A 13,316-nucleotide genomic window follows, 5' to 3' on the forward strand; every position below is an offset into this window, starting at 1 on the left:
ACGAGTCAGCCAAGAGAAGCGGCTCACCGGAGAGAGACCAAAGAAGTCTCCTTCACCAAAATAACGTCGTACGCAGGGAAACTTTATGGAAACCGATAGCCTTCTGGATGATATCCAAGATATCAACCTGTCCTACCTGCTGCTCGCGCAGCGCATGATCAGCGAAGATCGCACCACCGCGCTTTTCCGCCTCAAGATCGACGACGAGATGGCGGACCTCATCACGTCCTTGTCGATCAAACAGCTCACGCAACTCTCACGCACGAATCAACTGCTGTGCCGGCTCTGTTATGACGAGCCCGAGCAACTTCGCAAGCTGACGCACAATCAGCGCGAGCAGGGGTTGGGGCAGACACATGCTGCCTTGTTGATGGCGAGTGCACGTAGCGAGTGCCCGTCCGTCTCTTCGAACTGAGGGGTAGCGTCGTGAGTGAGAAAAGCCTGGTCGGCGAGATGCTGCAAGTGCAGCTCGCCATCGAATTGATTGACCTCGGGGCACGCTTGCAGGTGCTCGAAACCGAGACCGACCTGAGTCGCGGCCGTTTGATCAAGCTCTACAAGGAAGTGCGTGGCATGTCGCCCCCCAAGGGCATGCTGCCGTTTTCGACCGACTGGTTCATTACCTGGTTGCCGAACATTCATTCGTCTTTGTTTTACAACATCTACTGGAGTCTTCTCGAAGATTGCGGTTGCGAACGGATGTCGGCCTTCGTCAAGGCCTTTCGCCTGTACCTCGAGCAGGTGAGTCTCGACGAGAGCGAGCCGGTACTGGGGCTGACTCGAGCCTGGACGCTGATCCGCTTCTTCGAGAGCGGCATGATGCAGCTCTCCGCGTGCACCAGTTGCGGTGGGCACTTCGTGGCGCACGCACACAGTCCGGATCAGGATTTCGTGTGCGGAATCTGCCAACCTCCCTCGCGCGCCGGAAAGACGCGAAAAAAGCGCCAGGAAGAGCGCGCCGCGACCCCACGAAATCCCGTCCCTCTCAAGGAGCGGGACGGCATGACCGGGCGCCGGCTTGTCGCCAGAGGCATGTAAGGCCGCCATTTTCGAGCGATACCCCGAGAGGGCGACCGGGAGCGACGCGAGGCTTTTACGTTTTTTCATTCAAGCCGCGTCGCTTCCTGCCGATAGGGATATCAACGGGCCAGTCATGCATGTCGCTAGGAGCGTTCTGCTGTGTTGATTCTACTCGGCTATTTGGTTGTTATCGCATCGATCGGGGGCGGCTATACCCTGGTCGGCGGCCACTTCGGCGCGCTTTTTCAACCATCCGAAATTCTCATGATCGTCGGGGCTGCCGTCGGGGCTTTCATCGCGGCCAACAATGGCAAGTCGATCAAGGCGACTCTGCGCACCTTCTCGAAGCTCAAGCGCACGACGAAATACAACAAGTCGATGTACATGGAGCTGATGGCGCTGCAGTACCGCCTGCTGACCAAGGCGCGGCGGGACGGCATGCTGGCCATCGAACGTGATATCGACGCTCCCGAGGACAGTGCCATCTTCTCGGACTATCCGAAGATAGCCAACGACCCTCTGATCATGGCCTTCATCACCGACTACCTGCGTCTGATGGTGAGCGGCAACATGGATCCCTTCGAGATCGATACGCTCATGGAGCACGAGATCGATACCTTCCAGCATGAAGCGGAAATCCCGGCGCACGCCCTGCATAGCGTCGGCGACGGCTTGCCGGCGTTCGGCATCGTCGCGGCCGTGATGGGTGTGGTGCATGCCCTGGGAGCCGCCGACCAGGGGGCGGCCGCGATGGGGCAAATGATCGCACAGGCACTCGTGGGGACCTTCCTGGGCATCTTGCTGGCATACGGTTTCGTGCTGCCCGTGTCGCAACGTCTGCAGTTGCAGGTCACCGAGGCGATCAAGATGCTGCAGTGCGTCCGCGTGACGCTCATGGCCAGCCTCAATGGCATGGCACCGCAACTGGCGGTGGAGTTCGGTCGCAAGGCCTTGTTCACGGCTGAGCGTCCCTCGTTCACCGAGCTCGAGGAGCATGTGCGTTCCGAGGGCAGTTCCACGCGCGGCACCGGGACGGGATAAGCATGAGCAGTGAGCGTCGTCCGATCATCGTCAAACGCAAGAAGGTGGTCAGCAAAGGGCACTATGGGGGTAATTGGAAGATTGCCTACGCCGATTTCATGACGGCATTGATGGCACTGTTTCTCGTGCTCTGGATTCTGTCGATGGTGCCCAAGAACGAACTCGACAACATTGCCGAGTACTTCCGCACGCCCCTGGCGGTGGCGATGACCGGAGGGGACAAGTCCACCGCCAGTACCAGTGCGATCCCCGGCGGGGGTGCTGACCCCACCTTCTCGGAAGGCGAGCAACGGCGCCTGGACATTCGTCAGCAGTCCCGGCCGAGCGACGAGATTCGTCGCCTGCGCGCGCTGCGCGAGCGGCTCGAGCGCGAAGTCAGGGAGGATCCCAATCTTCGTCAGATGAGTTCCCAGCTGCGCACCGACTTCATTCCCGAGGGGTTGCGGATTCAGCTCGTGGATACCGACAAGCGGCCCATGTTCGAGCTGGGGAGCGCGCGTCTTGCCCCCTACATGCGCGATCTGCTGCAGGCGCTCGCGCCGGAGCTCAATGATGTTCCCAACGCCATCAGCCTGACCGGACATACCGATGACCTGCGCTATGCCGGCGGGGAAAAGGGCTACAGCAACTGGGAGTTGTCCGCCGACCGAGCCAATGCCTCGCGCCGGGCCCTGGTGGCTGCAGGGCTCGATTCCAGCAAATTGCTGCGCGTCTCGGGGATGGGCGCGCGTGTCAATCTCGAAGGCACGCAGCCGAGCGATGCCGTCAACCGTCGCATCAGCATCGTCGTGCTTTCCGAGCGTGCCGCCGAGCAGATCCGCGATCAAGGTGCGCCGGGGGCATCGACCCCGGAGGGCGTCATAGACAGTGCGGAAAGCACGCAAGACGCGACGCTATCACCCACGCAGGGTGCCAACTCGCTGATGCACAACGCGCTTCCCCAAGTCTACGAACGCACCACCGGTGGCGGTGAAGGGCAAGATCAGCCATCGCCCTGAGGGCGCTTGACAAGGCGGCGAGCGAGACGAGGCGCAAGACGAAGGGGACGCGGCATGCGAGGCATGACATGGGGGGAGGCGAGCGTTCGAGTACCACACAACGCAGCGACTCGCTCGCACGGACATTTATGCAGTGTTTCCCTAACGATCACGATCACGTGGAAAGAGCATGGATATAACCGAATTCTACGAGACCTTTTTCGAAGAGGCCGAAGAGCTTTTGGGCGACATGGAACGCCATCTGCTCGAACTGGATGTCGATGAGCCGGACCCGGAACAGCTCAACGCCATTTTCCGTGCCGCGCATTCGATCAAGGGGGGGGCGGGGACGTTCGGGTTCAGCGTGCTCCAGGAAACCACGCACATGCTCGAAAACTTGCTGGATAACGCCAGGCAAGGCGAGCTCAAGTTGCGCACGGATATCGTCGACCTCTTTCTGGAAACCAAGGACATGCTTCACGACCAGCTTGATGCCTATCGCAATGGCGCCGAACCGGATCCGGAGGCCTACGCTCGTATCTGCCAGACGCTGAAACAGCTGGCGCTGGAAGAACTCGGGCATAGCGTGGGCAGCGACAGCGAAGCGGATGCCGCTCCCGCCGCCGGTGACGCTGGCGACGAGACGTCGTCAGCGCAGCAGGACGCCGCCGCCACTCCCGACACCGAGCAGCCTGTGGATGAGGCGGCGGAAGACAGTGGCTGGCTGAAAGTGGCGCTGTTGAACGTATCCGACAAGGATCGTGAGCTGCTCGTCGAAGAGCTGGGCAACCTGGGCACCATCAACGAACAGCATGGCGATGCCTCGCGTTACGAAGTGGTACTGGAAAGTGCCACCAGCCGTGACGATATCGAAGCCGTCATGTGCTTCATCGTCGAGCCGGAGCAGTTGAGCATCACCGCGATACCCGCCCCCGGCAGTGCCGACACGTCGGCGGCGCCCGCCGCCGACATGCCGGAGCCCCCGGCGGAAGACACCGCGTCTCAGCCCCGGGAAGACAAGCCGGCCGAAAAACAGCCGGCCGAGAGTGCGCCGGCGACACCCGGCAAGGCCGAGCCGGCGAACAAGAAGCCGGCCAAGAAAAAGGCCGGCGCCGAGTCGGCGACGATCCGTGTGCCCGTCGAGAAAGTCGATCAGATCATCAACCTCGTCGGCGAGCTGATCATCACCCAGTCGATGCTCGAGCAGACCGCCAGCGAGCTGGACGCGGTCGCGCATGGGCCCTTGGTCAACGGCATGAACCTGCTGCAGCGCAATGCCCGCGACCTGCAGGAGTCGGTGATGTCGATCCGCATGGTTCCCATGGACTATGTGTTCAGCCGCTTTCCTCGTCTCGTGCGGGATCTCACCGGCAAGCTGGGCAAGGATATCGAGCTGGTCACCGAAGGGCAGTCCACCGAGCTCGACAAGAGCCTGACCGAGCGCATCATCGACCCGCTGACTCACCTGGTGCGCAACAGTCTCGATCACGGTATCGAAATGCCCGATGCCCGCGAAGCGGTAGGCAAGCCGCGCACCGGCAAGCTGACCCTGTCCGCGCAGCACCAGGGCGGCAACATCCTCATCGAGGTGAAGGATGATGGGGGCGGCCTCAACCGCGACAAGATCCTGGCCAAGGCGGCGCATAACGGTCTGGCCGTATCCGACAGCATGAGCGACGACGAGGTCTGGCAGCTCATCTTCGCGCCGGGCTTCTCGACCGCCGACCAGGTGAGCGACGTCTCCGGCCGCGGGGTGGGCATGGATGTCGTCAAGCGCAATATTCAGGCCATGGGCGGCCACGTCGAGATCCAGTCCTGGCCCGGCGAGGGTACCACGACCCGCGTGGTGCTGCCGCTGACCCTGGCCATTCTCGACGGCATGTCGATCAAGAGCGGGCAGGAAGTCTTCATTCTGCCGCTGTCGGCGGTACTCGAATCCCTGCAGCCGAGTCATGACGACATCTATTCGATGGCCGGCGACGACAAGCTGCTCAAGGTGCGTGACGAATATCTGCCCCTGATCGCCTTGCACGACATCCTGCACATCCAGGGAGCCGAGCGGGACCCGACCCGCTGCATCGCGGTCATTCTGCAAGCCGAGGGGCGCCGTTATGCCTTGCTCGTCGACGACCTGGTCGGCCAGCAGCAGGTGGTGGTCAAGAATCTCGAAACCAATTATCGCAAGGTGCCGGGGATTTCCGCGGCGACGATCCTCGGGGACGGCAGCGTGGCGTTGATCCTCGACGTCGCCGACGTCAACCGCTTGCATCGTCAGCGCTCCAGCGCTCCCAAGCACGCTGAAAACACCGTATCACGCCAGGAGGACGTAGTTTCATGAGTGACATGACCCAGGCTGCCGAGGCGGCCATCGACACCCAAAGTCAGGAATACCTGGTCTTCTCGCTGGGCAGTGAAGAGTATGCCGTCGATATTCTGAAAGTGCAGGAGATTCGCGGTTACGAAAACGTGACGCGCATCGCCAATGCACCTGACTTCATCAAGGGCGTCACCAACCTGCGTGGCGTGATCGTTCCCATCGTCGATCTGCGCATCAAGTTCAATCTCGACAAGGTCGAGTACGAAGGGCAGACCGTGGTGATCGTGGTCAACGTCTCCGACCGCATCGTGGGGATCGTCGTCGACGGTGTCTCCGATGTCATGACGCTGTCGTCGGATCAGATCAAGCCCGCCCCCGAGTTCGGGGTGACGCTTTCCGCCGATTTCCTCAGTGGATTGGGCAGCCTCGAGGATCGCATGCTCGTCATCGTGGACATCGAGAAGCTGCTGACCAGCGAAGAGATGGCACTGGTCGAGCAGCAAACCAAATAACGACACCAGCGGCCGCGTCGAGAGACGTCGCGGCATAAATCAATAAAAACAGAGCATCAGGGAACCGCACCATGCGCAACAACCAGCCCGTGACCCAGCGCGAGCATGAGCTCGCGGATGAAGATTACCTGCTGTCCCGCACGGACGTGAAAGGGGTCGTCACCTACGCGAACCCGGCCTTCGTCGCGATCAGTGGCTTCACCTATGACGAACTCGTGGGGGCGCCGCACAACATCGTGCGTCACCCGGACATGCCGCCGACGGCATTCGAAAACCTGTGGGCGACGCTCAAGAAAGGGGAAATCTGGAGCGGGGTGATCAAGAACCGCTGCAAGAACGGTGACTTCTACTGGGTGCATGCGACCGTGACGCCGATCTTCGAGGGCGGCGAAGTGGTCGGCTATACCTCGGTGCGTGTCAAGCCCTCCGCCCGGGCCCGTGCCGAGGCGGAGCGTACCTATGCCGCCTTGTCCGCGGGCAAGCGCCGCGGGGTCAAGCTCGAGCGCGGAGCGATTCAGCATACCGGTGTGCTGGCGCGCCTGAAGCGCCTCAGGGTCAGTACCTTCAAGGGGCGCCTGGTGAGCATGGTCGTGGTTGCGGTGCTGATGCTGGCCGTCAGCAGCGCACTCTCGATGGTGAGCCTGCAGGGTGCGGGCGCCAAGCTGCAGGACTTGTCCCAGCAAGGGCTGGAAGACGTGGCACGTCTGCAGCAAATCGACCAGTTGATGTCGAGCGGTCGCGAACTGGTCGACAAGCCGGTGAGCAACCCGATGTCGGGTGACATGGAGGCGGTGACGGCCGAGGCCGAGGCACTGATGGCCCGGCTCGGCAAGACCTGGGATGCCTATTATCAGGACCGCCCCGACAACCATACCGAGGCCGCCGAGGCCTTCGATGCCGCCGTCCAGCGCTACCTGAACGATGGCATGAAGGTCGTGCTCGACACGCTCAACGCGGGCGATTTCTACGAAGCCTATGTCGCCTACAACGATGTGTTGCAGGGCGAGCGTGGCGAGACCAGTGATCTTCTCAACACTCTGGTCGACGAAAAGCGCAGTGCGGCGCTGGACATGGCCAACGAGGCCACCGAGACCCAGCAGACCATGCTCATGTGGCAGGCAGGTGTCTTCATCGCGGGGGTGGTCGTGCTGGTGCTGCTGGGCATCTTCACGGTGCGCTCGACGTTGCGGCCGGTTCGTGAAGCGCTCGACTTCTCCTTGCAGATCGCGGCCGGCAACCTGGGGGCCACCCTCAAGGGCGGCAAGCAGGACGAGATCGGGCGCTTGACGCGTGCGCTGGATACCATGCGCCGCAGCCTGGGCAACATCGTCAAGGAAGTGAATGAAAACGTGGGGGTGGTGACGCCGGCGACACGCAATATCGCCGAGGGCAACGAAGATCTTTCCTCGCGTACCGAGCAGCAGGCGGCGTCACTGGCGCAGACCGCGTCGAGCATGGAGGAGATGACCGCCACGGTGAAGCAGAACGCCGATAACGCGCGCCAGGCCAGCCAGCTTTCCAGCACTGCCAGCGACACGGTGCGCCAGAGCGGCGAGGTGATGGGGCAGGTAGTCAGCACCATGGGGCGCATCCGCGACAGTTCGCACCAGGTGGCCGATATCGTCGGCATGATCGACTCGATCGCCTTTCAGACCAATATCCTGGCCTTGAACGCGTCCGTGGAGGCCGCGCGGGCCGGCGAGCAGGGCCGCGGATTCGCCGTCGTGGCCGGTGAGGTGCGCAACCTGGCGAGTCGCAGTGCGCAGGCGTCCAAGGAAATCCGTGAGTTGATCGACAATTCGACCAAGGAAGTCGAAGGCGGCACGGAGCTGGTGCGCCAGGCCGAGAGCAGCATCGAGGAAGTCGTCAACTCGGTTGCCCGCGTCAACGACATCATGAACGAGATCACGGCGGCATCCGACGAGCAGAGCAGTGGCATCGAGCAGATCAACCAGGCCATCACCCAGATGGACGATGTGACTCAGCAGAATGCTCGCCGTGTACAAGAGACGGCTTCTGTCGCGGCGAACCTGGAACAAAGCGTCACCGAGCTGTCGCGGTCCGTGGCCGTCTTCCGTCTCTCGGGAAGTGGCTTCGAAACCGTGCGCCGCAACAAGGCCTCGGGCGCCTTGCCGTCCTCGCAAGCGTCGTCATCGCCTGGGCGCAGTCAGGGCAAGGGGGCGTCCGCACCGCAACGCCGGGAAGCGCAGGCGGTGACGAAGCACGCGTCCGATGAGAACCATGACCAGCGAGCCTTGCATGACAAGCGCTCGGCACATGAAGAGGAGTGGGAATCCTTTTGAGCGATTTTCGTCAGTTTCCTGCGCCGCAGGAGGAACATCCTGGCCTGTTCGGAACCGCCGACCGTGACCTCGAATTCACGGAGGCGGATTTCGACAAGATCCGTACGCTCATTTATCAGCGCGCCGGCATCGTGCTGGCGTCGCACAAGCGTGAAATGGCCTACAGCCGCTTGGCCAAGCGGCTGAGGCTCCACGGGATGCGTCGCTTCGCCGATTACCTGGCACGCCTGGATCAGCGACCCGACTCCTCCGAGTGGGAAGCGTTCACCAACGCCCTGACGACGAACCTGACCTCTTTTTTCCGAGAAGCGCATCATTTCCCGCTGCTTGCGGAACATGTCAAGCAGGTGAGCGGCCCCGTGCGGATCTGGTGTGCGGCGGCCTCGACGGGCGAGGAGCCCTACTCGATCGCCATCACGCTCAGCGAGGCCCTGGGGAGTCGTGCGCAGCAGGCTGAAGTCTTGGCCACGGACATCGATACCGATGCCTTGAACAAGGCGCGCCAGGGCATTTACTCAGTAGATCAGTTGGAAAAAGTCTCCGAGGAATATCGTCGGCGGTTCTTCCTGCGTGGCAGTGGCGCTCGCGCCGGCATGGCGAAAGTACGGCCGGAGCTGGCGGCCATGATCGACTTTCAGCCGCTCAACCTGACGGCGTCGGGGTGGACGGCCAAGGGACCCTTCGACGCCATTTTCTGCCGTAACATCATGATCTACTTCGACAAGGAAACCCAGGCACGCATCCTCGAGCGTTTCGCGCCCTTGTTGAAGCCCAATGGCCTCCTGTTCACCGGCCATTCGGAGAATTTCTCCTACCTGACCCAGAGTTTCAGGCTGCGGGGACAGACCGTGTACGAATTATCGCGCTGACCCTTCAGCGTACATGGTACTGGCCGATAGTGGATCTATATGAGTGTGTCGTGCTCGACATCGTGGCGACAGGCGCGGCGCGCGTGGTCCCGCGTCACATGTGTGCATGAAGATTAAGGAGTAGTGGCGTTGACCTCGAACAAGATCAAGGTGCTGTGTGTCGATGATTCGGCGCTGATTCGCGATTTGATGAGCAAGATCATCGACAGCCAGCCGGACATGGAGGTCGTCGCCACGGCGCCGGATCCCCTGGTGGCGCGTGACTTGATCAAGCGCACCAATCCTGACGTCTTGACGCTGGACGTGGAAATGCCGCGCATGGACGGGCTCGACTTTCTCGAGCGGTTGATGCGCTTGCGGCCCATGCCGGTATTGATGGTGTCGTCGCTGACCCAGAAGGGGTCGGAGATCACCCTGCGTGCGCTGGAGCTGGGGGCGGTCGATTTCGTCGCCAAGCCGGAAATGGGCATTCGCGAGGGCATGCTCGAGTACACGGAAATGATCGCCGACATGATTCGGGCGGCGGCGCGCTCGCGCCCGCGTGCCGTGGCCAAGCAGCCTCCGGCGAAGGACAAGGCACCGCTCAAGGCGCCACTGCTGTCGAGCGAGAAGGTGATCATCATCGGCGCCTCCACGGGTGGCACCGAAGCCATTCGCCATGTCCTCGAACCCTTGCCGGCGAACAGTCCCGCGGTGCTGATTACTCAGCACATGCCGGGGGGGTTCACGAAATCCTTTGCCGAGCGCCTCGACAAGCTTTGCCGGATCTCGGTCAAGGAGGCGGTCGACGGCGAGCGCGTGCTGCCCGGTCATGCCTACATCGCGCCGGGTGACTGGCACATGAAGCTGGCCCGCTCGGGCGCCAACTACGTGATACGCCTGGACGATGCACCGCCCGTGAACCGCCATCGCCCTTCGGTGGACGTATTGTTCCACTCCGCGGCACAGAGCGCGGGACGCAACGCCATCGGCGTGATCCTCACCGGCATGGGCCGGGATGGTGCGGCGGGCTTGCTGGAGATGCGTCAGGCCGGGAGCTACACCCTGGCCCAGGACGAAGAGAGCTGCGTGGTGTTCGGCATGCCGCGCGAGGCGATCGTCGCAGGGGCGGCGATCGACACCATTGCGCTCTCCGAGATCCCCGCTGCGCTGATGAAACGCGCCGAAGCCTCCGGGCGCGCGCAGCGGGTATGACCGCGATCTAGACAATAAACCGGGGCCATCCATATTCATTACCGACTCAACCACTGCAACCGACGCCAGGGAACTCATCAGGAGACGACATGGGAAAAATGCTGAACGACCTTTCGGTCAGGGCCAGCTTGACGATCGCATTGACCGTCATGGTCGTCATGTGCGCGATCATCAGCGCCATGGGGTTCTATTCCAACCAGAAAAGCGCCGAAGCGCTGGATACCATCGGCACCATCGGGTTCGAGCAGACCAACACCATCAACCGCGCTACGCTCAACCTGGTGCGCTCACGCGCCCTGGTGGCCAGTTACCGTAACGCGGTGGAGGCCGAGGACACCGAGCGCGCGCAACAGCTTCAAAATGAGATCGAGTCTGCACTGCAAAATGCTGGTGAGCGCATCAACCAGTTCAAAGAGGTAGCCAAGACTGATACCGGAGAAGAATATGCGGCGCGCATCGGCGAAGCCTTTGTCGCTTTACACGACGAGGTGCAGCGCCAGATGACTGCGGGTGAAGATGCCGTGCGTACTGAGGACGATCAACGCATCAACCCTCTGATGAGCAATCTCGACAACAGCGTGCGTGACTTTATCGATTACGCCGAGACGCGTGTCGACAACGCCATCATGGTGGATGCCGACAACAGCCGGCTGATGGAAGTCCTGTCCATCGTATTGTTGGTGCTGGCCATTGTCGTGGCTATCGCCGTGCGGATGGGGCTGGTGCGTGCGGTCGTCAAGCCGCTGTATGAAGCGATCGAGCACTTCGAATACATCGCCAAGGGCGATCTCTCCCACCATATCGCCGAGCGAGGCAAGAACGAGATCGGTCGCCTGTTCAATGCCATGCGCGACATGCAGCAAGGTCTGGTGGGGACAGTCACCTCCGTGCGTGAATCCAGCGGCTCGATTCATGGCGGGGCCCGCGAGATCGCCTCCGGGAACGCCGATTTGTCCTCGCGCACCGAGCAGCAGGCCGCCTCGCTCGAGGAAACCGCGTCGAGCATGGAAGAGCTGACCTCCACCGTGCGCCAGAACGCCGACAATGCGCGTCAGGCGAGTTCACTGGCCACCGATGCCTCGACCACGGCCGGGCGCGGCGGCGATGTCATGCAGGAAGTCTCCACGACCATGCAGGGCATTACCGAAAGCTCCAAGCAGATCTCCGATATCATCGGCATGATCGATTCGATCGCCTTCCAGACCAACATCCTGGCCCTGAACGCTTCGGTCGAAGCGGCGCGTGCCGGCGAACAGGGACGCGGCTTCGCCGTGGTCGCCAGCGAAGTGCGTAACCTGGCCAGCCGCAGTGCCGAGGCCGCCAAGGAAATCAAGGGGCTGATTCACACCTCGACGACGCAGATCGAGCAGGGCTCCGAGCTGGTCGGCAATGCCGAAACCACCATGCGCGACGTGGTGCAGGCCGTGAAGCGCGTCAGTGACATCATGGATGAAATTTCCGCGGCGTCGCAGGAGCAGAGCGACGGCATCGAGCAGGTGAGCCAGGCCGTGACCCAGATGGACCAGGTGACCCAGCAGAATGCCTCCCTGGTTCAGGAAGCCTCCAGCGCCTCCGCGTCGCTCGAGGAACAGGCGCAGCGCCTGGAAGACGTGGTGTCCACGTTCCGTCTGCCGGGCGGCAGCACCCATCAGTTGCCGCGTGCCAAGACGTCGGCCGGCAGGTCCGCCGGATCGTCCGCCACGCCATCGACCTCTGCACAGGGTGCCTCTCAGCGTGTGCCGGCCAAGCGTGCGCCGGTCACCCACGAAGAGGACGAGTGGGAAGAATTCTAAATATGCCGCACGCCGGGTGACGCCATGGGGCGTCACCCGGGCGGGGTTGTCAGTCAATGGATCAGCTTTTAGTGAATCGGAGGATATATGGCGGACAAGAACATGAGCATTCTGGTCGTGGACGATTTCCCGACCATGCGGCGTATCGTGCGCAGCCTGCTCAAGGAACTGGGCTTCAACAATGTGGATGAAGCCGAGGACGGGCAGGAAGCGCTGAACAAATTGCGTGCCGGCGGCTTCGAATTCGTGGTGTCGGACTGGAACATGCCCAACCTCGATGGTCTCTCGATGCTCAAGGAGATTCGTCAGGACGACGCGTTGTCCGACCTGCCGGTACTGATGGTCACGGCGGAAGCCAAGAAAGAGAACATCATCGCTGCCGCACAGGCCGGGGCGAACGGCTATGTCGTGAAGCCATTCACTGCCGCGACGCTGGAAGAGAAGCTGGACAAGATTTTCGAGAAATTGGGCAAGTAAGTACGCACGAGGGAGGCAGGCCATGAGCGGTGAAACGGAGCCGGAGAAAAGCACGGATGGCACCCCCGCAGACGATCTGATCCATAAGATCGGCAAGATGACGCGCATGCTGCATGAAAGCATGCGCGAGCTGGGGCTGGACAAAGAGATCGAAAAAGCGGCCGAAGCGATTCCCGACGCACGGGATCGCCTCAGTTACGTCGCCGCCATGACCGAGCAGGCCGCTGAGCGGTCGTTGAACGCCATCGATCAGGCGCAACCGTTGCAGGAGCGCATGGAGACGGGGGCCGAGCAGCTCGACCGACGCTGGGAAGAGTGGTTCGCCGCGCCCGTCGAGCTGGACGATGCCAAGGAACTGGTCAGGGATACGCGTGCCTTTCTGCACGACGTGCCCACCCAGACCAAGGCGACCAACGCGCAGCTGCTCGAAATCATGATGGCCCAGGATTTTCAGGACCTGACCGGCCAGGTCATCAAGAAGATGATGGACGTCATCCGCGAGATCGAGCAGCAGCTGGTTCAGGTGCTGATCGATACCGCACCGGACAGCCATAACAAGGAAGAGCTGCAACAGCTCGCCGACGAGCGCTCGCGCAAGACCAAGAAAGGCGATGACGAGCTCCTCAACGGGCCTCAGGTCAAGCCCGAGGGTACCGATGTCGTCAACAGTCAGGACCAGGTCGACGATCTGCTCGACAGCCTGGGATTCTGACCTCCTCCCGACGCTGCCGGGGTTCGCCGGCAGCGTTTGGCGTCGCGTGCCTTGAATAACAGGGCATAGTGGGCGCTATTCCGATGATCGTCTTCTCCTCG

Annotated in this window: 12 protein-coding genes; all 12 read left to right on the forward strand. The window is 61.9% G+C overall.

Going from position 1 to position 13,316, the window contains the following annotated elements; translation table 11 throughout:
- Positions 1-85 precede the first annotated feature (85 nt).
- Positions 86-415: a flagellar transcriptional regulator FlhD gene (gene flhD, locus ABGX75_RS11385; protein ID WP_224113277.1), complete on the forward strand. Its 330-nt coding sequence runs from the start codon at positions 86-88 to the stop codon at positions 413-415.
- An 11-nt stretch (positions 416-426) separates the two neighbouring features.
- Positions 427-1,038 (forward strand): flagellar transcriptional regulator FlhC, encoded by a 612-nt coding sequence (flhC, locus tag ABGX75_RS11390; RefSeq protein WP_128690827.1) that lies wholly within the window; start codon positions 427-429, stop codon positions 1,036-1,038.
- A 141-nt stretch (positions 1,039-1,179) separates the two neighbouring features.
- On the forward strand, positions 1,180-2,061 hold the full coding sequence (gene motA, locus ABGX75_RS11395; RefSeq protein WP_128690826.1) for a flagellar motor stator protein MotA: 882 nt from the start codon (positions 1,180-1,182) through the stop codon (positions 2,059-2,061).
- Between the two features lie 2 nt (positions 2,062-2,063).
- Positions 2,064-3,059, forward strand: a complete 996-nt coding sequence (gene motB / locus ABGX75_RS11400) for a flagellar motor protein MotB (protein ID WP_347411368.1) — start codon at positions 2,064-2,066, stop codon at positions 3,057-3,059.
- A 169-nt stretch (positions 3,060-3,228) separates the two neighbouring features.
- Entirely contained in the window at positions 3,229-5,376 is a 2,148-nt protein-coding gene (gene cheA, locus ABGX75_RS11405) for a chemotaxis protein CheA (protein WP_224113279.1), read from the forward strand.
- A complete protein-coding gene (cheW, locus tag ABGX75_RS11410) occupies positions 5,373-5,867 on the forward strand; it encodes a chemotaxis protein CheW (RefSeq protein ID WP_011507320.1) in 495 nt (164 codons plus the stop codon). The genes cheA and cheW overlap by 4 nt, the downstream gene beginning before the upstream one ends.
- A gap of 71 nt (positions 5,868-5,938) precedes the next feature.
- Positions 5,939-8,170, forward strand: a complete 2,232-nt coding sequence (locus ABGX75_RS11415) for a methyl-accepting chemotaxis protein (protein WP_347411369.1) — start codon at positions 5,939-5,941, stop codon at positions 8,168-8,170.
- A 44-nt stretch (positions 8,171-8,214) separates the two neighbouring features.
- Complete coding sequence (locus tag ABGX75_RS11420; protein ID WP_347411436.1) at positions 8,215-9,039, forward strand: CheR family methyltransferase; 825 nt, start codon at positions 8,215-8,217, stop codon at positions 9,037-9,039.
- Positions 9,040-9,168: 129 nt separating this feature from the next.
- Entirely contained in the window at positions 9,169-10,233 is a 1,065-nt protein-coding gene (locus ABGX75_RS11425; protein ID WP_011507317.1) for a chemotaxis response regulator protein-glutamate methylesterase, read from the forward strand.
- An 89-nt stretch (positions 10,234-10,322) separates the two neighbouring features.
- A complete protein-coding gene (locus tag ABGX75_RS11430) occupies positions 10,323-12,026 on the forward strand; it encodes a methyl-accepting chemotaxis protein (protein ID WP_347411370.1) in 1,704 nt (567 codons plus the stop codon).
- 87 nt (positions 12,027-12,113) lie between these two features.
- Positions 12,114-12,503, forward strand: a complete 390-nt coding sequence (cheY, locus tag ABGX75_RS11435; protein WP_011507315.1) for a chemotaxis response regulator CheY — start codon at positions 12,114-12,116, stop codon at positions 12,501-12,503.
- A 22-nt stretch (positions 12,504-12,525) separates the two neighbouring features.
- Positions 12,526-13,215, forward strand: a complete 690-nt coding sequence (gene cheZ / locus ABGX75_RS11440) for a protein phosphatase CheZ (RefSeq protein ID WP_347411371.1) — start codon at positions 12,526-12,528, stop codon at positions 13,213-13,215.
- The last annotated feature ends 101 nt before the right edge of the window (positions 13,216-13,316 follow it).

It is taken from the genome of Chromohalobacter sp. (assembly GCF_039830575.1).
Taxonomy (GTDB): Bacteria; Pseudomonadota; Gammaproteobacteria; order Pseudomonadales; family Halomonadaceae; genus Chromohalobacter; species Chromohalobacter israelensis.